At 57.3% G+C, this 23123-nt stretch carries 24 protein-coding genes; 7 read left to right on the forward strand and 17 right to left on the reverse strand.

Going from position 1 to position 23123, the window contains the following annotated elements; genetic code table 11:
• Positions 1-210: 210 nt before the first annotated feature.
• The 12 genes from Ga0074115_RS04780 to Ga0074115_RS04830 all read right to left on the reverse strand — a co-directional run bounded on the left by Ga0074115_RS04780 (position 211) and on the right by Ga0074115_RS04830 (position 9511).
• A complete protein-coding gene (locus tag Ga0074115_RS04780; RefSeq protein WP_060528265.1) occupies positions 211-564 on the reverse strand; it encodes a heavy-metal-associated domain-containing protein in 354 nt (117 codons plus the stop codon).
• 19 nt (positions 565-583) lie between these two features.
• Positions 584-808 (reverse strand): SHOCT domain-containing protein, encoded by a 225-nt coding sequence (locus tag Ga0074115_RS04785; protein ID WP_060528266.1) that lies wholly within the window; start codon positions 806-808, stop codon positions 584-586.
• Positions 809-821: 13 nt separating this feature from the next.
• Positions 822-3470, reverse strand: a complete 2649-nt coding sequence (locus Ga0074115_RS04790; RefSeq protein ID WP_060528267.1) for a heavy metal translocating P-type ATPase — start codon at positions 3468-3470, stop codon at positions 822-824.
• A 10-nt stretch (positions 3471-3480) separates the two neighbouring features.
• The gene (locus Ga0074115_RS04795) at positions 3481-3921 is read right to left on the reverse strand and encodes a MerR family DNA-binding protein (RefSeq protein ID WP_057957064.1); all 441 of its coding nucleotides are present in this window, start codon (positions 3919-3921) and stop codon (positions 3481-3483) included.
• Between the two features lie 31 nt (positions 3922-3952).
• The gene (locus Ga0074115_RS04800; protein WP_057957065.1) at positions 3953-4297 is read right to left on the reverse strand and encodes a hypothetical protein; all 345 of its coding nucleotides are present in this window, start codon (positions 4295-4297) and stop codon (positions 3953-3955) included.
• A gap of 97 nt (positions 4298-4394) precedes the next feature.
• A complete protein-coding gene (locus Ga0074115_RS04805; protein ID WP_005966592.1) occupies positions 4395-4796 on the reverse strand; it encodes a DUF302 domain-containing protein in 402 nt (133 codons plus the stop codon).
• A gap of 31 nt (positions 4797-4827) precedes the next feature.
• Entirely contained in the window at positions 4828-5274 is a 447-nt protein-coding gene (locus tag Ga0074115_RS04810; RefSeq protein ID WP_082626921.1) for a c-type cytochrome, read from the reverse strand.
• A gap of 25 nt (positions 5275-5299) precedes the next feature.
• Positions 5300-5743 carry a DUF4399 domain-containing protein gene (locus Ga0074115_RS04815; RefSeq protein WP_057957068.1) on the reverse strand — a complete coding sequence of 148 codons (444 nt, stop codon included), beginning with the start codon at positions 5741-5743 and terminating at the stop codon, positions 5300-5302.
• A 9-nt stretch (positions 5744-5752) separates the two neighbouring features.
• Positions 5753-6250 (reverse strand): DUF411 domain-containing protein, encoded by a 498-nt coding sequence (locus tag Ga0074115_RS04820; RefSeq protein WP_057957069.1) that lies wholly within the window; start codon positions 6248-6250, stop codon positions 5753-5755.
• Positions 6251-6261: 11 nt separating this feature from the next.
• Positions 6262-6768 carry a c-type cytochrome gene (locus tag Ga0074115_RS15695; protein WP_082626922.1) on the reverse strand — a complete coding sequence of 169 codons (507 nt, stop codon included), beginning with the start codon at positions 6766-6768 and terminating at the stop codon, positions 6262-6264.
• A gap of 69 nt (positions 6769-6837) precedes the next feature.
• Positions 6838-7536, reverse strand: coding sequence for a copper resistance protein B (locus Ga0074115_RS04825; RefSeq protein WP_057957070.1), 699 nt, complete (start codon positions 7534-7536; stop codon positions 6838-6840).
• Between the two features lie 13 nt (positions 7537-7549).
• Positions 7550-9511: a copper resistance system multicopper oxidase gene (locus tag Ga0074115_RS04830; RefSeq protein ID WP_087959732.1), complete on the reverse strand. Its 1962-nt coding sequence runs from the start codon at positions 9509-9511 to the stop codon at positions 7550-7552.
• A gap of 269 nt (positions 9512-9780) precedes the next feature.
• On the opposite strand from Ga0074115_RS04830, the gene Ga0074115_RS04835 reads away from it, so the two are divergent.
• Complete coding sequence (locus tag Ga0074115_RS04835) at positions 9781-10020, forward strand: hypothetical protein (RefSeq protein ID WP_057957072.1); 240 nt, start codon at positions 9781-9783, stop codon at positions 10018-10020.
• Between the two features lie 161 nt (positions 10021-10181).
• Here the strand turns inward: Ga0074115_RS04835 and Ga0074115_RS04840 are convergent, their stop codons facing one another.
• Complete coding sequence (locus Ga0074115_RS04840; RefSeq protein WP_057957073.1) at positions 10182-10688, reverse strand: Spy/CpxP family protein refolding chaperone; 507 nt, start codon at positions 10686-10688, stop codon at positions 10182-10184.
• 199 nt (positions 10689-10887) lie between these two features.
• On the opposite strand from Ga0074115_RS04840, the gene Ga0074115_RS04845 reads away from it, so the two are divergent.
• Genes Ga0074115_RS04845 through Ga0074115_RS04855 form a run of 3 tightly spaced genes read left to right on the forward strand, consistent with a single transcriptional unit; the run spans position 10888 to position 13924 of the window.
• The gene (locus Ga0074115_RS04845) at positions 10888-11613 is read left to right on the forward strand and encodes a response regulator (RefSeq protein WP_057957074.1); all 726 of its coding nucleotides are present in this window, start codon (positions 10888-10890) and stop codon (positions 11611-11613) included.
• Positions 11614-11627: 14 nt separating this feature from the next.
• Complete coding sequence (locus Ga0074115_RS04850) at positions 11628-13022, forward strand: ATP-binding protein (RefSeq protein WP_060528269.1); 1395 nt, start codon at positions 11628-11630, stop codon at positions 13020-13022.
• Positions 13019-13924, forward strand: coding sequence for an alpha/beta hydrolase (locus Ga0074115_RS04855; protein ID WP_057957347.1), 906 nt, complete (start codon positions 13019-13021; stop codon positions 13922-13924). Before Ga0074115_RS04850 ends, Ga0074115_RS04855 begins: the two co-directional genes overlap by 4 nt.
• Here the strand turns inward: Ga0074115_RS04855 and Ga0074115_RS04860 are convergent.
• Positions 13921-14757, reverse strand: a complete 837-nt coding sequence (locus Ga0074115_RS04860) for a DNA ligase (protein ID WP_057957348.1) — start codon at positions 14755-14757, stop codon at positions 13921-13923. The two genes, Ga0074115_RS04855 and Ga0074115_RS04860, sit on opposite strands and share 4 nt — an antisense overlap.
• Before the next feature lie 160 nt (positions 14758-14917).
• On the opposite strand from Ga0074115_RS04860, the gene Ga0074115_RS04865 reads away from it, so the two are divergent.
• Positions 14918-16834, forward strand: coding sequence for a RecQ family ATP-dependent DNA helicase (locus tag Ga0074115_RS04865; RefSeq protein WP_087959733.1), 1917 nt, complete (start codon positions 14918-14920; stop codon positions 16832-16834).
• Positions 16835-16883: 49 nt separating this feature from the next.
• Here the strand turns inward: Ga0074115_RS04865 and Ga0074115_RS15700 are convergent, their stop codons facing one another.
• A complete protein-coding gene (locus tag Ga0074115_RS15700) occupies positions 16884-17201 on the reverse strand; it encodes a DUF3322 domain-containing protein (RefSeq protein ID WP_157292660.1) in 318 nt (105 codons plus the stop codon).
• 572 nt (positions 17202-17773) lie between these two features.
• Here Ga0074115_RS15700 and Ga0074115_RS04875 point away from each other — a divergent pair.
• Entirely contained in the window at positions 17774-18733 is a 960-nt protein-coding gene (locus Ga0074115_RS04875; RefSeq protein ID WP_060528295.1) for a DUF438 domain-containing protein, read from the forward strand.
• A 35-nt stretch (positions 18734-18768) separates the two neighbouring features.
• Entirely contained in the window at positions 18769-19044 is a 276-nt protein-coding gene (locus tag Ga0074115_RS04880) for a hypothetical protein (protein WP_057957352.1), read from the forward strand.
• 77 nt (positions 19045-19121) lie between these two features.
• Here Ga0074115_RS04880 and Ga0074115_RS04885 read toward each other — a convergent pair whose 3' ends face one another.
• Both Ga0074115_RS04885 and Ga0074115_RS04890 read right to left on the reverse strand, forming a co-directional pair.
• A complete protein-coding gene (locus Ga0074115_RS04885) occupies positions 19122-20252 on the reverse strand; it encodes a CapA family protein (protein WP_060528296.1) in 1131 nt (376 codons plus the stop codon).
• A gap of 89 nt (positions 20253-20341) precedes the next feature.
• The gene (locus Ga0074115_RS04890; RefSeq protein WP_087959734.1) at positions 20342-22972 is read right to left on the reverse strand and encodes an HAD-IA family hydrolase; all 2631 of its coding nucleotides are present in this window, start codon (positions 22970-22972) and stop codon (positions 20342-20344) included.
• Between the last annotated feature and the right edge of the window lie 151 nt (positions 22973-23123).

The following is a 23123-nucleotide window of genomic DNA, read 5'->3' on the forward strand; positions in this document are numbered from 1 at the left end:
GATCTCACTACATCTTTCCTTTTCTGATCACGCTGTTCTTTTATCGTAGCCATGGAAAGCAGTATACACTGCCAATACTTTCGGAACGATTAATAGTAAGCAGACACAAGAACCAGTATCAAAAGCCCGAGCAAAAGGATTCGTCGAATAACGGGATTCATCCGGTCATCTTTCACGACAGATGTAAACAGAAATGCATCACCCACCCCTCTACTTGGGTGGTTTATTGCAACAGGCCGGAGGCGGTGCATGTGCATTGTCTCTGGCATTGGTATCGGTAAATTCAAACCAATTGCCCTTAAACCGGCACCACCAATTGTCTAATGGCGGAAAGCCGGCGTTTTCCAACGCCTCCACAATGGCTTGGTAAGCCGACTGACTGGCGTCGTATCGCACGATGAGCTGGTGTTTTTCCACATCCGTAGCCATATTGCGGACACCCGATAAAGCACGGACTGCATCTTCCACTGCCATCGCATCGGCAGCATGAACCAGTGCCGGTATCTTGATCCTGCGCCTGACTTCCCAGGTGCCTACAGGTTTCATGGAATCTTGCGTTTTCATCACTTACTCCGGACTCTATTCAACCACCCAAATCCTTTCGTTTTTGCTCGAACTCCTCTTGATCAATCTCACCCCTTGCGTAGCGCTCCTTCAGGATGTCCAGTGCAGACTTTTGCGTTTCAGGTGAATCATTGCTACTCCCCCCAGCCGCCTTTACAGCCCACACAATCACAACGATCAAAAGGATCCAAAACAACCACATAAAGCCACCACCAAAACCCATACCAAAACCGTTTCCCATCATGACCTCCTCTTCGTTAAATCGTTACTCGCCTGAGTCTGAGTGCATTACCAATCACGGACACCGAGCTAAAGCTCATGGCGGCCGCAGCGAGTATCGGTGATAACAACAGACCAAAAACGGGATAGAGTGCACCGGCGGCTACCGGCACACCGAGAGAATTGTAGATAAAGGCGAAGAAGAGGTTCTGGCGGATATTGCGCATGGTCGCCCGGCTCAACCGCTTAGCACGCACGATGCCGCGCAGGTCACCCTTGACCAGGGTCACGCCGGCGCTCTCCATCGCCACATCGGTACCGGTACCCATAGCGATACCGACATGGGATTGCGCCAGGGCTGGGGCGTCGTTGATGCCATCTCCCGCCATCGCGACCGTATGCCCCTCCGCCTGGAGCTTTCTGACGATCTCAGCCTTCTGGTCCGGCAGCACTTCGGCCTCGACCCGGTCGATACCAAGCTGGTCAGCCACAGCCTGAGCGGTCGTTTGATTATCACCCGTCAGCATGACCACCTTTACGCCCTCGACATGCAGATCACGAATGGCCTGTGGTGTGGAGGCCTTGATGGGATCAGCCACACCAATCAGTCCGGCAGCCTTACCGTCAATGGCCACGAACATGACAGTCTGTCCCTGTGCGCGACCAATTTCGGCATCTGCAAGCAAATTGCCCGAATCGATCGACAGCCCCTCGAGCAGTGTGAGGTTGCCGAGCGCCACCGCTCGTCCATCGACAGTGCCGGTCACGCCTTGGCCGGTGATCGATTCGAACCGGTCAGTGGGAGCCAAGCTGACACCCCTCTCCTCGGCACCACGGACAATGGCCTCCGCCAGCGGGTGTTCACTGGCCCGTTCCAGACTGGCGGCGAGACGCAGCATCTCATCTTCTTCGAAGTCTTGGCTGACCTGAATGGAAACCAGCTGCGGCTTGCCCTCGGTCAGGGTGCCAGTCTTATCCACCACCAGGGTGTCCACCTTCTCCATGATCTCCAGCGCCTCGGCGTTCTTGATCAGTACGCCCAGGGTCGCCCCCTTGCCGGTACCGACCATGATCGACATGGGTGTCGCCAGCCCCAACGCACAGGGACAGGCGATGATGAGCACCGCCACGGCATTGATCATGGCGTGGGCCAGGCGCGGCTCCGGGCCAAAAAAGCCCCAGACAATCAGGGTGAGTACGGCAATCATCACCACCGCCGGCACGAAGTAGCCAGCAACGATATCCGCCAGCTTCTGGATCGGCGCCCGCGAACGCTGAGCCTCGCTGACCATGCGTACGATCTGAGCCAGCAGGGTATCACTCCCCACTTTCTCCGCCTGCATCAGCAGGCTACCGGTGCCATTTACGGTGGCACCAATCAAGGATTCACCCCGGGTCTTCTCGACCGGTATCGGTTCCCCGGTGACCATCGACTCATCGACAGCACTACTGCCGTCGGTCACCACGCCATCCACCGGCACTTTCTCTCCTGGCCTGACTCGAAGGATGTCGCCAGGCATAACCTGTTCCAGCGGAATGTCATCTTCGGTGCCGTCCGCATGCACGATGCGTGCTGTGTTGGGGGCCAGCCCCAGCAACAGCTTGATGGCCGCATTGGTGCGGCTGCGGGCGCGCAGCTCCAATACCTGTCCCAGCAGTACCAGGGCCGTAATCACGGCTGCCGCCTCGAAGTAGACGGGGACCGTCCCGCCTTCGTGCAGCATGTTGGCGGGAAAGATGGCCGGAAACAGCAACGCGACGACGCTGTAGATCCAGGCCACCGCCACGCCCAGTCCGATCAGGGTGAACATGTTGAGATTCCAACTCACCACCGACTGCCAGCCACGTACGAAGAAGGGCCAGCCACCCCACAGGACCACCGGCGTGGCCAGAGTGAACTCGATCCATTGCACCGTCTTCATGGATAGACCAGCCGGCAGCCAGCTGGGCATGAGATCCGCCACCATCGCCAGCAAGAAGAGCGGCAGGGCCAGCATGGCGCTCACCCAGAAGCGCCGGTTCATATCGATCAGCTCTTCGTTTTTCTCCTCCACCTCGATAGTGCGCGGCTCCAGCGCCATGCCACACTTGGGGCAATTACCGGGATGCTCCTGCACGATCTCGGGGTGCATCGGGCAGGTGTATTCGGTGCGAGTCACCGCCACCGGCTCACCCATCGGCTCCAGAGCCATGCCGCACTTGGGACAGGGGCCGGGATGCGCTTCCTGGATCTCCGGATGCATGGGACAGGTGTAGACAGCGCCGGCCACAGGCGGATGCGCAACAGCCTTCGCAGCGTGATCATGATGACAGCTGTGGCAGCTATCAGCATCGGCGTGTTCCTGCTCTGCCGCCTGATCCATCTCCTTATCATTCAGATAGGCGGATGGATCAACCGCGAACTTCTTCTCGCAGTGTTCACTGCAGAAACGATATTCGACACCCTCAAAATGGAATCGATATTCGCTTTCCGCTGAGACCTCCATACCACAGACCGGATCAGTATCCGGGGAGGGCTTCAGATAGTGTTCTGGCTGAGCACGAAACTTGTCGAGACATGAACCGCTACAGAACCCATATTCGATATGGTTATATGTGTAGCGGTGAGGGCTTTCGGGATTGACATCCATGCCACAGACCGGATCGACACCGTTCCAGGTTTCAAGTTTCTTTGCTGGATGTCCCATGGTTGTCTCCTTAGCTCTCTGCGTGACAGGGTTGTTTATCTTCGTTGCTTTCGATCGACTCGATGAGATGGCACACGCTGTTGCCATCGGGAATCCCGTTTGGCATCAGCTTCCACTGCTCCAGTGCCTGTTCCATGCGAGCCTGCAGTTTCATCATCTCCTCAATCTTGACCCGGTTCTCCTGAATACGATGCTGGATGATCTTTCGCACATCGTCACAAGGTGACTCACCCATATCCCCATGCCGGGTGATCTGTTTGATCTCATTCAGGGTAAAGCCAAGATGCTTGGCCATGCGGATAAAACGGATCCGGGTTGCATCGTGTGACGTAAAGAGGCGGTAACCATTCTCCTGCTGTCCGGCAGGCTGGATCAGACCGATACGCACGTAGTAGCGAACCACATGGGCCGGTGCATCGCTCTGTATCGCAAGTTCATTAACTGTGAGCATCGATCTGTTCCTCCTGCCAGCCGGTTGTTTGCTATTTCTTCTGCAACTCAACCAACTGTTTCAGCAGTGCCTCTATGTTGGCCATGTGCGTTTCCATTTTCTTCATATGCTCCTGCATCATGGCCTGCTTCTCCTGCATCATCTTCATCATGGGCATACCGTCCTTGCCGCCACCCATCATCATGTTGCCCTGGCCCTTCATCCCGGCCATTCCACCCTGTTGGCCACTCATCATCGGCATCTGTCCACTGGACATGGGCATTCCGGAAGATGGATTTGCCGCACCTTCAGCGTAATGCTCGGAATCGGCAATCGCTGCAAAAGAAACGGAAGCCAGAAAAACGACCATGCTCATGGTTTTCGTTATCGCCATCATCTCTGCCTCTCTATTTGGAATAATCTCGCTGTAATCAGCTGGTATATTTATCGTACAACCTGCGTGTTACACACAGGTCAAGGATCTTTTTGTACGATCAGTCAATCGTGCTTCCACCCATCGCCTGGCGCACACGAAGAAGTCTGGAACGCACCTCTTTCGCCAGCTCAGCAATATCGTCCCGATCGACCAGATTTAAGACCGCCTCCGGATCCATGAATGCAACGGTGATCGTTCCATCCTCCTCTCCTCGTATCACCACATTGCACGGCAGCAGGAGTCCGATATCGGGCTCTGCATCAATGGCCTGGTTGGCAAGGGGCGGGTTGCAGGCACCAAGAATCTTGTAGGGCCTCTTCTCCAGACCCAGTTTTTTCTTCAGCGTGGCCTGCACATCAATCTCGGTCAGAATGCCGAATCCTTCGTCCTTCAACGCACCGATTAACTTCTGTTCGATCTCGTCCAGGTTCCCCGTCAGTCGGGTTGAAAAGCTGTACATCTCTTTTATCCCTCTATTTGTTAATGAAAAACTATAGCGTTCTCAGGAAATGAATGATCTTCCATCGATCCTCTTCGCCCAGTGTCTCCTTGAATGCCGGCATGGCGGTATTAAATCGCTTGCCGCCTTCACTGATGGTCCAGATGAGATAGTTGTCCCGGGCCATCATGCGCATTTGCATAAAATGGTTGAGATTGGCTGGTCGCGGTGAAAGCGGCTTGCCTGCCGGGCCATCGCCATAACCCTGCTTGCCGTGACAGGCAGCGCAGTTGGCCTGATAGAGCTGCTCGCCCTCAGCTATGACCGCATCTGATTCAGGCAATGAATTTCGCATATCTCTGTAGGGTTCAGGAACACCCACCCGCATACCCTGATGATGTCTGGCCACGCTATGGTTCATCATCATGCCGCCAGCCAGAGTGACACCAGTCACCAACGCCAACGCACCCAATCCAAATTGGCCTGCTCGTTTATTCATAACGGCTTCCTTTAGACACAGAACATCACTGCACGGTGATCGTGATCTTGCCGGAAATCAGTGGTGGATCCTGGGGTTCATGTTGCTCATCGCCCAGTAACAACTGAAGCGTGTGTCTACCGGGGGGGAGTTCCAGCAGGGTTTCGGTCTCTCCCTGATCGAAATGGATGTGGTGTGCATCACTTGGGATGGCCTCATCCATATCCGGTGTTTGATCCAGGTCCACCAGAAGGTGGTGATGGCCCGCAGTATGCCGCCGCTTTCCCGTGGTCCCGGCAGGGGTAATACCGAAACCCTCGATCCCAAATTTCACTTTGAATGGACTTTTTACCACTGCTCCATCCACAAGGCCGATGAAATAGACCTTTGCCTGTTCTGATGGCGAGTGTGCCCTCGCGATGGTTGTCCCCAGCAGCAGTGCCATTACCAGAACGGGCGTGATAACTGAAACAAGACGCTTCTTAATCATCTCTATCTCCTACTGATTGCGCCTGGCATACACGGTGGTTTTTCCGTTTGCCTGGAAGGTCACAACGTCATAAGGATCTTCCCTCGGCCCTTCCATCCCTGGCGACCCCATGGGCATGCCGGGCACAGCCAGGCCTTTGATAGGTGGTTTTTCTTTCAACAGACGGCCAATCACATCGGCAGGCACGTGCCCCTCAATGACATACTCACCCACTTTGGCGGTATGGCAGGATTGCAGATGACGCGGCACGCCCAGCTCTGCTTTCACCGGATTCATGTTGCGCTGGTTGTGTACTTCCACCGTATAACCGTTCTCTTTCAGATGACTGACCCAACCCTTGCAACAGCCGCAGGTCGGGCTTTTATAGACAACTACATCGGCCGCTTTAGCCGGTTGTTGAGTGAGTAATACGCCTCCCGTAACCAGCGTGATTCCGGCCAGCAGCCAAGCAGCGAGCTTTGCATAAGCAGGTGTTTTCTTTGACTTCACGATTCTCTTCTTTGTCATAATCTTTCTCCTTAGCCCCCATTGATTGGCCGCATGGATTTACTAGCCTGAGCATTCCGCTCATACCACACACGGTAGATCTCATCGGACCAGTGGGTCTGCACCCAGGCCAGAATGTCATCGATCTGCTGATTGTTCAGTTTGTCGGCAAAGCCCGGCATGGTCCCGCCAAGAGGAATACCTCCCCGTTGCACGGTTCGATGCAAAACGGATAACGGGTGGTGCCAGGTGTGTGCGGTACCGTTTAATGGCGGCGGAGGATACTTGCCCTCAGCATCGGGTTCTTTCCAGTTCGGTGTACCTGAGGCATCCGGCTTATGACAGCTGGCACAATTTGTCTGGAACAGTACATTGCCTCTTGCAACCTGTTCTTGGTTGTACCAACGCTGAACGGACGGAGACACCGGTGGCGATGCGACTTGTTTATAGACGCTGGCCGTCGCGTTTTGCTGGTCACTGCAACCGGCGAGCCCAATCAGGCTGGACAGCAACAGCACACCCAATAATCGTTTCTTCATGTTTCAGACTCCTTCGGTTTCATTCCACCGGCCCTTCCTCTGGGCCGGTGAAAAAGTGTTGTTGAAAGATCAGAACCAGGCCCGGATACCAGCAACGAACTGAACATCGCTGGTGTCCTCACCCTCGTCTCTAGCGAAGTCGGCGGTCTGGCCAAATTTATTCGTCCAGTTGACGCCAATATAGGGTGCAAACTCTCGCCGTACCTCGTAGCGCAACCGCAGTCCCAACTCCATGTCGGAGAGACCGGAGCCAATGCCGACCGCTGCGTCGTCCTTGCTGTAGAGATTCATCGCGATCTCGGGGGACAGGATCAGTTTTTGCGTGAACATATACTCATATTCCGCATCCAGTCGGGCACCGATCTGTCCCGATTCACCAATGAACACTCCCGTATCTACCTCGAACAGATAAGGCGCCAGGCCTTTGAATCCGAAGGCCAGAAAGTCACGGTCCGGTTCCGGTTTAATATCCCGACGCCAGCCAACCTGGAGATCCCAGAAGGGTGCGATGGCACGGCTGTAGAGAAATTGCATTTCAGCCTCTTCCGTTTTGCCATCCACCCGTTCCACGTCGGTCTTGAACCAGAACTTGTTGAGGTCGTATCCGACCCAGGCATCCGCTTCCAGTACCAGTGGATTGGGGCCATCTGTACTCCTGATCTCCAGTTTGTCGATCATCACCTTGTAGAGCAGCGGATCATCTGCCCCACCGGCAAAGACGGGGGCGGATAGTCCGATCGCCATCAAAACAGCTACTGTCTTTTTCATAATCTTTGCCTCCTCAACTGACGATGACGGTGCGGAACATGCCGAGCATGTGGTAGAGCAGATGGCAGTGGTAGGCCCAGCCACCCTCCGCATCCACGGTGACCCGGTAGCTAATCCGGGAGCCAGGCTGCACGATCACGGTGTGCTTGCGCGGGATGAAGTTGTTGTCGCCGGTCTCCAGATCACTCCACATTCCGTGCAGATGCATCGGGTGATTCATCATGGTGTCGTTGACGAAGGTGATACGCAGGCGTTCACCCAGCTTCCAGCGCAGGGGTTCGGCATCGCTGTGTTTGACGCCGTTGATCGACCACATGTAACGCCCCATGTTGCCGGTCAGATGGAGTTCGATCTCCCGGTCCGGCTCACGGTGATCGTGGGTGGTGCGCAGGTTGCGCAGATCAGCGTAGGTGAGAACACGACGGCCGTTATTACGCAGGCCGACACCAGGATCATCCAGCCGGTACTGAGGCGCATCAGCGCGCATGTCTACATGGGGGCCATATTCGGTTGCAGCATGATGGACGGGACCTGCGGTAAAGTCCGATGGATTGGGCTTCATTACCGGCTTCGCTGACGGTGCTTGAGCCAACTGCATGCCGCCCATATCCATGCCGGCCATCTGGTGCTGGCTGTGGTCCATGCCTGACATCATCTTTCCATCCGGCATCTGGTGCTGGCTGTGGTCCATACCAGACATCATCTTCCCATCCGGCATCTGATGCTGGCTGTGGTCCATACCCGACATGTCATGTCCGGTGTGGTTCATCATGTTCATGCCCATATCCCCATGCCCCAGATTCGGTACCGGGTCCATCTCGGGGATCGTAGCCGTCAATGAGGGATCGGGTGTCAAAGTCCCCCTGGCATAACCAGAGCGGGCGATATCCTGGGCGAAGATGGTGTAGGCCGTGTCGTCCTTAGGCTCGACGATAACGTCATAGGTCTCCGCCACGCCCATGCGGAACTCATCCACCGTCACCGGCTCGATGTACTGACCATCCGCTGCCACCACGGTCATCTTCAGGCCGGGAATGCGTACATCGAAGAAGGTCATAGCTGAACCGTTGATAAAGCGCAGACGGACCTTCTCGCCTCTCTTGAACAACCCTGTCCAGCCATCCGCCGGAGTCTGGCCATTAGTCAGAAAAGTGTAGGTATAGCCGGTCACATCAGACAGGTCGCGCTGACTCATGCGCATCTGATTCCACATCTTGCGGTTGTTCCAGGTAGCGGCCAGCCCCTTCTCCTTGAGGTCCTTCATCAGGTCGGTGTGGGTACGCTCATTGAAGTTGTAGTAGTGGCTGAGCTTCTTCAGCTTGGCATAGACATCGGTGGGGTCTTCATCGGTCCAGTCGGAGAACATCACCACATAGTCCCGATCGTAGCTGAAGGGTTCCGGCTCCCTGGGGTCGATGATGATAGAACCGTAGAGCCCGGTCTGCTCCTGAAACCCGGAGTGGCTGTGGTACCAGTAGGTCCCGCTTTGGGTCACCGGAAACTGATAGGTGAAGGTTTCACCCGGCTTGATTCCATTAAAGCCGGTAGCGATACCTGGTACACCGTCCATCGCGCTCGGCAGGATGATGCCGTGCCAGTGGATGGAACTGGTTTCACGCAACAGGTTAGTTACCCGCATCGTCACGGTATCGCCTTCCCGCCAACGCAGGATGGGGGCCGGCAGTGAACCATTGACGGTGGTGCCGATACGTGGCGCGCCAGTGAAATTGACCGCCTGCTCACCGATGGTCAGATTGAAATCGGTGCCGCGCAGGGTCTGTGGTCCCTGCTGTTTCATAGCGGCAGCAAGGGCGCTGGAACCCAGCCCTAGGCCGGCGACGGCACCACCCATCGCCAGCCCCTGTACAAATCGGCGGCGCGTCAGACAGACGCCTTCCAGGGATGGAGAAGTGTCGCGAGAGGTAGGACGCCGAAAGCGACCGCCCCCCTTGATTGGGTCGTTAATACTACTCATGGAGTTATTCTTCCTCTGCAAGTCAGCAGCAGACATAACGCTGCTGACCAATGGTCAACAAACAGTTGTCACAAGAGCGATCCCTGAAAAACCAGAGATCAACAGCAGGGAAGTCAGGCCCTGGGCGGGCGGAAGAGGAAAGAGGAGAGTTGGCTTATAAAACCGTCATCCGCCGATAGTGATACGGGGTTAACAGTCAGCATTGTAGGGTGAGAAAAGACCGAGAACAGCGCCAGCACACAGGAAGTACAATGACTGGAGGAGCAGCTATGACCGGTACAGTCATTGCCGGCATTGCACTGCTCACAATCGTGGGTTGTATGATCCATAACAGCCATACCCGCACCACTCTCATGCATGCTCGACATCTGATGCGCCCCCTCCTCCTGGCCGGAGGAAGCGGCAAAACCGGCTATCGCACCCTGCAGTGGAGCAAATCCCAGCAGCAGCATGAGCAGAATGGCCAGCAATCTTTCAGAGAGTCGGTGCATGGAGGTAGATCATACTGAGATTCATTCTTGTTTCAATATTTTTTGGCAAACACTTTCCAGAAAAGTTCCTTGAAGCAGGGGGAACATAAGGCAGGTGTCGGAGCCAAGCCGTCCAGTGTACCAGGCAAACAGAACACGGCAGCACGGTTTGACTCCGACCTCTTGGAAGAGATGCTCCCTCACCGAAGAGCGTGATGCAGCCCAATCAAGTTACCGGCCCTGGCCTGCTGTTCGGGGGTCAGTACGCTGTACAGATCACGACTGGCGGTAGTGACCTTTTGCATCTGTTCCAACCCCTGCTGATGGAAAGTGAAGCGCTGTTCAGGTGCAATCGACCCGCTGCCAAACATGCTCTGTCGATGAGAAGCCATCAGTCCGGCCTTGCCTTTCACAGCCTCTGTATAAGCGTTCCAGGCACTCTCCTGGTCAGCCGTAATACCCAGTGTGCTTCTCAGTCCGATCAGCTGCTGATCCGCATAGGCCACCGGATCACCGTCCATCATCCAACCCGGACCAGCACCTGGGCCGTACATGCCACCAGGACCGCCCATCATCCCATGGTGACCACCCCAGCCGGGGCCAAAACCAGGACCATATCCACCGTGGGCGAATACACCGTTGACCAGACCAATAACAAGTACGGAAGCGGCAGCGATACCCAGAAATTGTTTGGTTGTCTGTTTCATGACTCTCTCCTTTTTGCGTTACAGTGAATCGAATTGGTTGTTCAGGCTCTTGCCTTGATTTCTATAAAACCGCACTTGTGTAAGCCGCCAGTGTCGAAAAAGAGGCGTTTTGTAATCTTATGTAACAGGGGCCTTGAAAATTACCGAGCGTTACAATTCACTCCCTCACAAGTAGAAAAAACCCTTTAGATTTGGAGCCATGGACACCCCTCAAGACCACATATTGGTCGTCGATGACGACCCCGAGATCCGACACCTACTCAAGACCTATCTGGAGAAGAATGGTTACCAGGTCACGACGGCGGCAGAGGGCACCGGCATGTGGATGGCGCTGGACCAGGCCCGCATCGATCTCATCACCCTTGATCTGATGCTGCCCGGCGTTGACGGAATGGAGCTCTGCCGTACCCTGCGCACGCGTTCCAGGATTCCGGTGATCATGCTGACGGCACGAGGCGATGAGATGGATCGCATCCTGGGTCTGGAGATGGGAGCGGACGACTATCTGGCCAAGCCTTTCAGCGCCAGGGAGCTGCTGGCCCGGATCAAGGTGGTACTGCGCCGGGTACGGGACCTGCCCATCGACCCGCTGGCGAATGCCCCGGAGCGGCTCATATTCTCCGACTGGATCCTGGACACCCGAACCCAGCACCTTACCTCACCCGATGGTCTGGTGGTCCCCTTGAGCAACGCCGAGTATCGGCTATTGCACGTGCTGCTGACCCACCCCAACCGAGCACTCACCCGCGACCAATTGCTTGACCTGACCCAGGGGCGAGACGGCGGCCCCTTTGACCGCAGTATCGACGTCCTGATCGGCCGGTTGCGCAGACGCCTCGGCGACAATGCCAAGCAGCCAAAATTGATCAAGACCCTACGCGGTCGCGGCTACTTGCTCGCAAGCAAGGTCTCGTCAGCAATCTGAAGGGGAGACTCAAGGTGCCAAAATCACTTTTCGGAAGGCTGGTACTGTTGTTGCTGACGGGCCTGGTCCTGGCTCAGTTGCTCTCGGCTTTCATCCTGTTGCGTGACCGGGGACAGGTACTCTACGAGTCCATTCGAGAGAACCTGATCGTCCGTACAGCAGGCATTGTCCGCCTCCTTGACTCCCTTCCCGCCCATGATCGCCAACAGCTAGTGCCGTTATTGGCCAGCCCGGAGCTACAGATCACCCTCTCTGAGCAACCGGCTTCAATCCCGGAAGCGGATCAGAATTCCCATCCCACTTCCGAGATGGTCAGACATCAACTGCTGAAACAGCTGCCGCAGCATACCGAGGTACGGGTCTCCATCGAAAGCTCGGTCATGGAACCGCAGATGCCGCAAATGCACCGCCAGCATATGATGAGCGGCGGCCCCATGTCAGGCCCCTGGGCCTACATGCACGGACTGCATACCATGGCACAATTTTTCCACATCCAGGTGAGGTTACAAGACGGCACCTGGGTACGCTTCGAGCGCGGTCTTTCCGAGCGCATGTTCGATTGGCCAACCCGGCTCCTCATCGTCCTGGCTATTTTGCTGATCAGCGTGATCCTGCTCTCACTCATCGGCGTACGTTCGATCATCCGTCCCTTGCGGGATCTGAGGCGAGCGGCGGAAGGGCTCGGCAAGGATATCCAGCAACCGCCACTCAAAGAGACCGGCCCCGCCGAGGTCAAGGATACGGCGAAAGCCTTCAATACCATGCAAACTCGCCTGAAGAACTATATCGAAGACCGGGCGAGTATCCTCGCGGCAGTCTCCCACGACCTCAAGACACCACTGACCCGAATACGTCTACGCACGGATCTAATGGACGACGAGGAACTGCGGGCAAAGACCGAGAAGGATCTCGATGATATGGAGTCCATGGTGAGCGCAACTCTGGACTTCATGCGGGGTACCGAAACAAGAGAACCCAGCCAGCGCCTGGATCTGATGGCACTGCTGGAAAGCATTCAGGAGGATGCCCAGGAAGCGGGCGAGGATGTGCAACTTCATGGCCAGATAATCGCGCCCTACAATGGCAAACCTCTGGCGCTGAAACGCTGTATCGTCAACCTGGTGGAGAACGCTGTGCGCTATGGCGGGCAAGCCGATATCAAAATTGAAGATACAGAAGCAGAGGTCGTCATATCCATCTGCGACAAGGGTCCAGGCATTCCCGAAGGGTCACTGCAGAAGGTATTTGACCCGTTCTTTCGTCTGGAAAGCTCCCGTGCCCAACAGACTGGAGGGACGGGACTGGGTCTTGGGATTGCACGAAACATCGCACGCGCCCATGGCGGCGACCTAATTTTGCATAACCGCTCCGAGGACGGACTCTGCGCCAAGCTAAACCTGCCGCGATGAATACCCTGATACTGATTGCGCTCACCTTGTTGGCGGGAGCCCTCCTGACACCGATTTTGATTCACCGGGCCTATCGCGCACCGAGGATCCAGGAGCATAGATCGCCAGCAGATCTGGGGCTGCCCTACCGGGCCGTGCGCATCCCAACCGCAAACGGCAAGCGCCTGTTTGCCTGGTTCATTCCACTCCCGGAAGGCATCAAAAACGGCCCTGCGGTGGCCGTGATACATGGCTGGGGCGGCAACGCCGGGCACATGCTGCCGTTCGCCTCCCTGCTCCATCACGAAGGCTATGCTGTACTGCTGCTAGACGCCCGCAATCACGGCAACAGCGATGATGACAGTTTCTCTTCCATGCCACGCTTCGCCGAAGATCTCGAGCACGGGCTCGACTGGCTGGGCCACCAGCCACGCATTGACCCACAGCGGCTGTGCCTGCTCGGCCACTCCGTGGGGGCAGCTGCGGCGCTGCTGGTAGCCTCCCGCCGACAGGATCTGGCCTGCGTGATAAGCATCGCCGCCTTCGCCCACCCCGTAGAGATGATGCGCAGGCAGATGCGCTCACACCATATTCCATACCTGCCCATCGGCTGGCTGGTGCTGCGCTATATCGAACGGACCATCAAGGCCAACTTCGATGATATCGCCCCCTGCAACACCATCCGGCAGGGGAGCTGTCCGGTACTGCTGGTACACGGCGAGGAGGACGAGAGCGTTCCGCTGGCGGATGCACAGCGGATATACGCCAACCGCCTCGACGACCGGGTGGAACTGCTGCTATTGCCTGAAACCGGCCACGACTCCAGGGAAGCCATCTCCACACACGGTGGATCGCTGCTGGCGTTCCTCCGGCGAAATGCAGAGGGATTGCCCATCGCCATGGGGCGGAGAGATGCGGGTTAACGCGCATCGCTAACCCGCAGAAACGACGCAAAGCGCGGAATACCGTTGTTGGTAAAACCCTGATACTTGAATGTGACCACACTGCCGACCGCAGGTGGCGCCGCGCGTTCCCGATCTGTCAGGCCGGAGCCGATATAGAAGCGCTTGTTTCCCTCGATCTCTACCCATAGGGCCCCGGTCATTCCGTGGTATTTCCCCTTGCCAGGCCGATAGCCAACCACTCTGCCCTCCATATCATCAAAGCGTTTCACCTTGAGGGCGTTGGGACTGCAGCCTGTTTCGTAAGGGCTGCCAGGATTTCTCAATACCAATCCCTCACCACCGGCCGCATCCACCGCCATCAACCGCGTCATAACATGGGCAACATCTCGACAAACGGCTTGAGGGATAATCCGCAACTGCTCAACCGAATCGCGCGCCAAGTATTGCCGCAGTCGCCCCAAGCGGGCATCCAGACCGCCCGGCGCATTCGGTACCTCGAAGATGTTGTAGGTGATGCGGCGCCACCCCGGGTGCGGCTGATCGCGCGACGTAATGGAGAGGGTCTCTTCAAAGCGCCCCCTGGCGATCCACAATTCACCGTCCAACTCAAAAGGGGGAAGCTTCTCGGTAAACCAGCTGGGGGCAGCAAACAGCTTGCCCTGGCGCGACAGCAGCTGTCGGCCGTCCCAATAGGCCCGCACGCCATCGAGCTTCTCGCTCATAAACCAGCCGCTGACATCCATCCCCGGCCGATACTTTGTCAGCAGCAGGAGATCCGGCGCCGCGGCATGGGCAGTCAAGGTAACAAACAGCGCCAACAGCCAGCCCAAACAGATCCCTGTCCTCTTCATTGATCACATCTCCTTGTTGATCGAGTAAACACAGACGCTAACAACCGACCGGTAGTGATGGCAATCACCGCCACATCTGAAATGGCCCTCGGTCCGCGATTGGGGGGATAATGAAGCGATCATGCACACTATTCCCGATAGCCGGGGACAGGAGGTCCCCATGTCATCAAGGATTCAGACGGCCCTGCACCACTATTTTGGCTTCACCGAGTTACGCCCCGGCCAACAGGCGGTGATGCAACGTCTGCTCGACGGCCACTCAGCGGCTGCTGTGTTCCCCACCGGTGGCGGAAAATCCCTCTGCTATCAGTTACCCGCGCTGTTGCTGCCCGGCGTAACTTTGGTCGTCTCGCCACTGATTGCGCTGATGAAGGATCAGATAGATGCGCTCACCGCACGCGGCATCAGCGCCTGCCGACTCGACTCCTCACTCACTGCCGATGAGTACCGGGAGGTGGTGCAGCAACTTAAGAGCGGTGAGCTGCGGCTGCTCTACGTCGCCCCAGAGCGGTTCAATAATGAGCGATTCAGGGCGATGCTAAAGCCTATCCAGATCGCCCTGTTTGCCGTGGATGAGGCACACTGCATCTCGGAATGGGGGCACAATTTCCGTCCCGACTACCTCAAGCTGGCGGGGTTCGCTCGCCAGTTCGGCGCCGAACGCATACTGGCTCTAACGGCCACCGCCACGCCAGCAGTGCTGGAGGATATCTGCCGGCTGTTCGAGATCAAACCAGACTGCGCGGTGAGCACCGGCTTTTACCGCCCCAACCTCAACATCGAGACCACCGTAGTCGAGGCGTCGGAGCGCGACCGGGTGTTGCTCGAGGCGATCGGCCACACCCCCCCCGGCCCGGCCATCGTCTATGTCACCCTGCAAAAGACTGCCGAAGCGGTTGCCCAACGACTTGCCGATGCCGGGTTACCCGCCCGCGCCTATCACGCCGGACTCAAGGATGATATCCGTGGCGAGATCCAGGAGTGGTTCATGACAGCCAGCCACGCCATCGTGGTCGCCACCATCGCCTTCGGCATGGGGGTGGACAAGGCGAATATCCGTGCAGTCTATCACTACAACCTGCCCAAGAGTCTGGAGAACTATTCGCAGGAGATCGGTCGTGCCGGGCGTGACGGCGCACCTTCAGTTTGCCAAATGCTAGTCTGCCCCGACGACCTGAACGTGCTGGAAAACTTTGTCTATGGCGACACCCCAGATAAAGCCGCGTTGTATGGTCTAATCGATGAGCTGTTCGCTCAGGAGCCGAGCTTCGACGTCAGCCTCTATACCCTGTCGGCCCGGCACGACATCCGCCCGCTGGTGTTGCGAACGCTGCTTACCTACCTGGAGTTGGCGGGCTATCTGGAAGGCGGCACCCCCTTCTACGCTGACTACAAATTCAAACCCCTGCAAAGCTCGGCCGAGATCCTCTCCCGCTTCAAGGGGGAACATCGTAATTTTCTCGCCACCCTGTTTCGGCATGCGGTCAAGGGCAGAATCTGGTTCAGTATTGATCCAACCGAGACCGCCGTAGCGATGCAAACAACCCGCGACAGGATCGTACAGGCGCTCGAATGGCTGGGGGAGCAGCAGCTACTAGAGGTGAAGGTCGCCGGCATACGCCACCGATTCCAGCGGATGCGACAACCGGACACCACCGAGGCCCTGGCCAGTGAGCTGTACCAACGCCTCATCAAACGGGAAGACGCGGAGATCCATCGTCTGCAACAGATATTGGATCTGGTCACCCTGGACGACTGTCAGAGCAACGCCCTGGCACAGCATTTCGGCGAACAGCGTGAAGCCCCCTGCGGCCATTGCAGCTGGTGCCGACGTGGCAGGAGCGAGCTCCCGCCACGCCGAGCACAAACAATCAGTGACACATTCTGGCAGGAGCTCAGCGCCGTCAGGCAGGAGCAGACCAAAATACTGATGCAGCCGCGCCTGTTGAGCCGTTTCCTGTGCGGTATCACATCGCCGCGCCTGAGCCGGAGCAAACTGACCCGCCACCCCCTGTTTGGCAGCTTGGAGAACGTATCCTTCAGGACGGTGCTGAGCCGGGCCCAGAAGAGTATCTAGGCGAAGCTCCCGCTCCTTACCTACAGCCATGTAGGCATGGATGCCGATATCAAGCGTGGGGTCCATCAGTAGCGACTTCACATGAGGGAAATAGCCCCGCCGTGAAACGCTCGAACTCACGGGTTTTGCGCAGATAACCCAACAGATCTTCCAGGCGATCGAAAACCAGTTGCTGACGCCCCAACTGGCGATGATTGACCTCTGCGTACTCGATCCGGCAGCCGGCGCCTTGTTCTAGCGCTGTCTTCCCATCACGCACCTGGTTGTAGTCGGCCATCAACGCCTTAGCGCCCGGCCTTTCCACTGGGATACGCAGGGGAAGGAAAGAGCGCCTCTTCTCCCAGCCCGGCACGTAAGGCCCGGCCACTGCTCCAGTAGCGCTCGGCCTTTTGACGTAGTTCCTGATGTGTCAGCACGGTTCAATCATCTGGCTAGAGAGGACTTCAGGGGTCGGAGTCGAGTCAGCTATGAAGTTACTGCACTTGTATCGCATTGATCTTGCATCAAGCCACACCCAACAGACTCGCTCTCGACTCTAGACCCCGGGAGAGCTGCATCTCCTCACTTTTTGGTTTAGGTCAATTGATCGGTTCCGGCACATGGCTAAAATGCGCTTCCTTTGTGCCCAGCCTGTCGGAATAGCTTGTCGGTGGTGCGCACAAGTAACGATACGCCAAACTTTGCCAGGGGCCTGTTTTGAGTGAATTTCTGACCCAGTCTTGCAGTGACATACTGACCACCATCCTTCGTGACCTCTGTACCGGCGGTGACCCGGATGCCGCCATGCGCCACTTTGGGGACGCATGTGAGTCGTTGGATAAGGAGACATTTTCCACGATTATCGAGGAGCTGGAAGAAGAGGGGCTATTTGTCCAGTCCAACCCCAAAGTGGCCGCCTTCTATCACGACGTGCTGGTGGAGAAGCTGGCCGCCGGGCAACTGAAGCAGTTCGAACCAGGCCACCCAGTGAGGGTCTATCTGGAAGAGAACCGCCTGCTGCGTGCGCTGTTTGCCGAGATCAATCAACTGGACCCTCTCACGGAGAGAGAGGGGTTCGAGCAGCTGTTCCAGCAGATCGCCGGGGTGGATCTGCACTATGTGCGCAAGGAAAACCAGCTGTTCCCCTGTCTCGAACGCCACGGCTGGGACTCCCCGAGCAAGAACATGTGGGCCTTTCACGACGACATCCGAGCCAGGATCAAAGAGGTCCGTCTGGTACTGGAGACGGGGGATATGCAGCAGGTGGCGCTGCTGTTTCCCCTGCTGCAGGATGAGATGACACGCTTAATGAGCGTGGAGGAGACCCGGCTACTACCCAATGCGCTGCAGCTGCTGGATAAGTCCGAGTGGCAGGCCATGCGAGCTGGCGACGAAGAGATAGGCTGGATGCTGAATGAGACACCGCCACCCTATCCAGCTCCTGCAGAGAAGGAGGCGTATGTGCACCCCTCCCAGGTTGAGCGATCAGGTGAACTACCCTTCGCCACAGAGAACCGTTTTCACTATGACGAGGGGTATATGACCCCGGAGCAGGTGAATCTCATCTTTCGGCACCTGCCGCTGGACATCACCTACGTAGACGAGAATGACCGGGTGGTCTTCTATAACCGGGGTGAGGATCGTCTGTTCCCGCGCAGTGCAGGTATCATTGGCAGGGAGGTACGTTACTGTCACCCACCGAAGTCGGTGGACACAGTGTTGCGAATCCTGGAGGAGTTCAAACGCGGCACCAAGGATGTGGCAGATTTCCGCATTCACGTGAAGGGCCGGTTTGTGCAGATCCGCTATTTTGCAGTGCGTGACGAGGCGAAGAACTATCGAGGCGTTATCGAGATGTCCCAGGATATTACGGACATCAAGACCCTGGAGGGGGAACAGCGGCTGCTGGACTGGGATTAAATCCCGGCCCTACAGGGGGCCGACGGAGGAACATCATGCAATCCGAACCGGAAAAACTGCTCAAGCGGCACGCAAAGCTCGTTCACTCCGATATGCTCAAGGTGATCTCCCATGTGCAGCGGGACGAGGGGGAGTGGATCATCAACACCCTGCTGGTGGAGGGGTATGATGTTTCCTTCAGCTACAAACGCAAGCAACGATACAAGAACATCACCGGTCAGCGGGTCAACCTGACCTACTATCCAGCAACCAAGATGGTCGCCGGGATCGAGTTTGAGGTGATGAACGTGGTAAGGATCAAGATCGCCTGAGGGCAGATTCAGTCACTCACCATGGAACTGGGGGTGAACCGGCTCAAACCGGGCGGAGAAATCCGCCTAATTTATTGTCAATAGAGCTCAAAACGGCCCTGGGCATTCTCCTTTATCCCCGCACCGAGGCGGCCGCACTCTCTACCCATGGTTTGTGCCAGCCATCGTCTGTCTTGCATCGACGGTGTTTGCAGACGAAACCGCCTGATCTGCATCGGTGTCATCTGCAGGCGCAGCAACCTGCCGCTGTGCGGCTCCAGGGTAAGGAAATACATCAGCGTCAGGTCATCCCTGTACTGCGGAAAGCCGCCGATGCCTTCGTAGTCGTTGAGGAAGTCGCCGCAGCCGTAGAGTATGGGGCGGTCGTGGTAGATCTCGATCCCCTTGGGGTGATGGGAGGAGTGGCCATGCACCACATCCACGCCCGCCCGGTCGATGAGGCCGTAGGCAAAGCGTTGTTGTTCACTGGCGATTTGGTAGCCCCAGTTGCCGCCCCAGTGGATGGACACAACCACCAGGTCACCCGCCTGCTTCACCGCCGCCACTTGGCTGGCGACCTCCTCGATGCCCGCCTCGGACAGACTCTCCATAAGACGGACTCCCGCCCGCCCGGGACCGGCCCGCCATGCCCGGGGCACGCCGCTGGAGGGGTGGGCAAAGGCCAGCACTATCACGCGCCGTCCGCCAGCCAGTTCAAAGACTGCCGGTGCCTTGGCCTCCTTGCCGTTATGCCCTGCACCTATGGTCTTTATGCCGGCTGCCTCCACGGTATCGAGTGTCTCCTTCAGACCGTCATAGCCCCAGTCCAAGACATGGTTGTTGGCCAGGATACAGCCGTTGATGCCGGCTGCCTCGATGCAGGGGAAGTTATCCGGGTGCATGCGGTAGTTGATCCCCTTGCTCGGCCAGTAGCTGTCGCTGCGGGTGACGGCAGTCTCCAGATTGATCAGACGCAGATCCGGTGCCACCCGGATAAACTCCGTCAGCGCATCGCCCCAGATGTAATCGAAGGCAACCGGTGCCGGGATGGGGCCGTTGGCCTCTTCTGCAATCTCCACATAGCCCAGGGCCGAGGTCATATAGGATTCGTAGATCTCGGGGGATGAGGGGTGGGGCAGTACCTGATCGATGCCGCGACCGGTCATCACGTCGCCACAGAGAAACAGCGTGACGGGATCGGTTTTGTTCTCTGTCTCATGATGAGTCATGCGCTGTGTCCCCGCCCTGGCCACGGCTCCGCTGCCAAGGCCAAGCAGCCCCAGGCCCAGCCAGGAAAGCATCCGACGGCGTTGCACGGCTACTCCAGCATGGCGGCAAGCTGCGCCATCAAGGTGTCCTGGTCAGTGTAGAGCAAACCCCTCATCCCACAGCTGCAGGCCCGTTCTATATTGCCAGGTGCGTCATCGATAAAGATGACCTGCTGTGGTGCCAGTCCCAGGCTCTGTACCGTGTCATCGAAGAGGGAGGCATCACGCTTGCCCTTGGCGAGCCGATAGCTGACGAAGGCGTGATCGAACTCACCGGCAAAGTGCTGCTGTTCATCCAGCAGGTCCAGCCAGTCGGTCTGATCACTGAGGATGCCGGTCATGTAGCCACGCGCCCGCAGTTTCCGGACCAGTTGGATTATCCATGGTCGCACCACGAAGCGCGTCAGTATCTCATGCCGCAGTGAGACATCGTCACCCGTCATGCCCGTGCGCTTTCGCAGCAGATCCCAGAAGGCCGCTTCACTGCCTCTTCCCGTGACATAACCCGAGTCGTATACGGCGTCCATCGCCTGTGCCGGCAATATCTCGGCATCCAGCCCCTGCTGCCTGGCGATCGCTCTGAGTCCTTCAACGAAGCCCTCCGCGGCGATGACCCCGCCAAAGTCGAACAAGATGGCGCGGATCTGGCTATCCTGTTTCTGTGTCATATTATTTGTTGAGTCCAGTTTAAGCGGGGGTTTGGCTAGGGTATTCATTGGAGATTCGTATACCTTCATGGATACGGGAAGTGCCACACGGGAACACGCAGCCCTTAGTTCATCATAAAGCTGCTGCGGGTTTTGCTGGTAACGGCGCGAGAAGTGAAACGGCACCAGGCGGGATACCCATGCCTCGGTAGCGATCTCTCCCGCGGCACGGGTGGTCAGATGACCATTCTTCGCCGCATTCACTGCATCACCTTCGCTGAAGGTGGCCTCACAGAACAGGGTATGAGCATTACGGGCCAGAGCTACCAGTTTTTCCCGGTTTTCTGGCGTATCGGCCAGGTCGGTGGCATACACCAGCTTCTTACCTGGCATCACCAGTATCAGTTCGTCGCCCAGTTCACCCACACTGGCCTCGCTACCGTCTGGCAGGTAGACAGGTGCCTTCAGGTTGCCGGCCATGAGTTGCTGCTTCAGCTCAGTAAGCCAGGGCCCGGGCTCCAGTCCCCGTGCTTGCAACCGATCCTTACGTACGTTGAGGGTCTTCGCCAGTTCCAGGGCATAGGCGAGCACCGGTGTATGGTGGTCCAGTTGCACCGTACGAACCCGAAACCCCGACTCTTCCAGCAGGACACCGTCTGTTACCTCCACCTCTTCCAGCACCTCGCGCCCCGCTATGCCGGCCTGTAGGCGAACGCGTTTAAGACGTTGTCCGTGGAGTTCCGCCACTTCAAAGGCGGGGCCATTCTTACCGATGCGGTCCCACAGAAAGCTGTTGATGAAACAGACAACATGCTCTATCAGGCCCGGTGGTCCATAGATCCTGCAGGGTGGAAACTCGCCAAGCCGTGAACGCAACAGCCACTGAAAACCACTCAGGTGATCCATGTGAGCATGGCTGATGAATACATCGCTCACCTGGTGGGCAACCCGTGCCGACAAACGACTTCCGTCTCCCAGATCAAACAGCATGCTGCGACCCAGATGACGGATGCGCAGATGCAGCAGGGGGTCGCCAAACACACCATTGAGCAGGGTCAGATCAAGCGCTCCGACCCGACCCACAATGCGTGGCCCGCCGCTTTCTTCTCCCAATGTCACCCCCTCTGGTTGGGGCAGATAGGCAATGCGCCCAGCGGCAAAGGGTTCCGCCGTCTCCATCAGCCCACTGGTGCTACGGACCGCATCCCGTACCAGTAATGAATCTGCCGTGATGGCTTCCAGTGGCGTCATGACAGTCAGGCTGCCCTCCTCCAGGTGCAGTACCTCGGCCATGGCCTCGGTCCGGTTTTCTTTTAACAAGGCCACCTGCCTTCCAATCCAGGCTGCCTGTTCTTCAAGGGGTGGTGGTGTTCCAATGGGTCTGACTTCGCCCAGGTTCAGGCAATGTGTTTTCGCACCCACCAAATAGCCGTCCCACTGCGCCGTACGCAGCCTGGCCCGCGTGCGTTTGCCGGGCCGCTTTACCACCGATGCGGTATGCACCAGGAATACCTCGGCAGTAAGGGCATGGAGTTCCTCAGCAAGGGGAGGAGATCGGCCCGCTGTAGTAAGGGCAAGCACCGTATCTATCCCTGCGGCCTCCACCAGTCCTGCCAGCAGCTCGCGGCCAGCCACGCCCCGTACCACTCCGGGGCTGTCCAGTAACATCACGCCGTTCTTGCACAGCAGCGCCAGACGACGCACTGCAGTCACCAGGGGCAAACGAAAGCGGCCAGCATCCAGGGTACACAAGGATTCGTAGGCAACGACCTGCCAGCCATCATTGGCCCATTGACCCAACGACAGGGTGCCGGGAACGCCAAATGCCGGGCTACCCGGGTCAGCACTGATACACAGGCAGCTACGGTCAGAATTGTCCAGCGTACGCGCCAATTCCGCAGCCAATGTCGACTTGCCAACACCGGATGGGCCGAACAGCAATATCTGCCGGTCACCCGCGAGGAGGGTGCCAACAATATCAGTGGCGGAGCTGGGCAGAACGGGCCAGGAGTGTTTAGGTAAGTCAGTCGCCATTACATGAATGTAAATAGAGTTGAGCCCAATATCCACAGGCTCAAGAACGGATGCAGCCGACATGGCAACTGTGGTCTATAGATTAAAGAGCAATGTACCGATTGCGATGTGCTTAAACAGGGTCGATAAGCGCAAAACGCGACCTTGTTGC

Source organism: endosymbiont of Ridgeia piscesae (genome assembly GCF_001443665.1).
Classification (GTDB): domain Bacteria; phylum Pseudomonadota; class Gammaproteobacteria; order Chromatiales; family Chromatiaceae; genus Endoriftia; species Endoriftia persephonae.